Source organism: Streptomyces sp. SID486 (assembly GCF_009865385.1).
GTDB lineage: Bacteria > Actinomycetota > Actinomycetes > Streptomycetales > Streptomycetaceae > Streptomyces.
The window spans coordinates 1-350 of record NZ_WWJT01000186.1 but is presented as its reverse complement, the minus strand read 5'-3'; the positions used below and the strand labels follow the sequence as shown (position 1 = coordinate 350).

The 350-nt window shown below is 72.3% G+C and carries 1 protein-coding gene; it reads right to left on the bottom strand.

Features of this window, described 5'->3' with window-relative positions; all coding sequences use genetic code 11:
• On the bottom strand, positions 1 to 350 hold a 350-nt coding region (locus tag GT045_RS08815; protein ID WP_161333832.1), incomplete at both ends, for a hypothetical protein.

Below are 350 nucleotides of genomic sequence, written 5' to 3'. Positions count from 1 at the left end.
GCGATGTTCTTCGCGGCGTCGGCCTCGGCGGCGGCGTTCCTGGCGTGCGCGTCGGCGACGGCCTGCTGCTGTTCGGCGATCGTCTTCGAGCTCTGCCCGGTCAGGACGACCAGGCCGGCGGCGGAGTCGGTGTCGACATAGGCGGAGCCGAGCTGGATGGCGTCGTTGGCGGGGTTGGCGACCTGCTTGGCCGCCTCACCGGCGTCGACAGCGGCCTGGGCAGTGACATGCGCGTACCCGGCTGCCTTCGCGGAGGCGGCGAGCGCGATGCCCGCTTCCTTGTTCGCCGCGTCGGCCTGCGACTTGGCGTCCTTCGCGTGCTGCTCCGCCTCGTCCGCCAGCTTCACCGC